This is a genomic window from Bradyrhizobium cosmicum (assembly GCF_032290525.1).
Taxonomy (GTDB): Bacteria; Pseudomonadota; Alphaproteobacteria; order Rhizobiales; family Xanthobacteraceae; genus Bradyrhizobium; species Bradyrhizobium cosmicum_A.
This window is the reverse complement of sequence record NZ_JASXTA010000683.1, coordinates 1-229: the sequence shown is the minus strand read 5'-3', so window position 1 is coordinate 229 and position 229 is coordinate 1. Positions and strand designations below refer to the sequence as shown.

Below are 229 nucleotides of genomic sequence, written 5' to 3'. Positions count from 1 at the left end.
GAATATGCCGGCGAGCGCCAACAGGGCGAACAGTTGCAGCCGCTCGCGGGTGGCGCGCAGTTCCGCATACTCGCCTTGCAGCACCGCGTAATAGCCAAGTGGAAACGCCATCTTCTGCAGGCGCGACTGCACCTCCACGGCGACGGCGGCGAGATCGTGGCCCCGGACATTCGCCTGCACGTCGATCCGACGGGAGCTTGCCTCGCGCTTGATGGCATTTGGTGTCGGC

At 65.5% G+C, this 229-nt stretch carries 1 protein-coding gene; it reads right to left on the bottom strand.

From position 1 onward, the window contains the following. Positions 1-229, bottom strand: a 229-nt coding sequence (locus tag QSV46_RS41335; RefSeq protein WP_314964612.1) for a hypothetical protein, incomplete at both ends; no start/stop codon positions are given.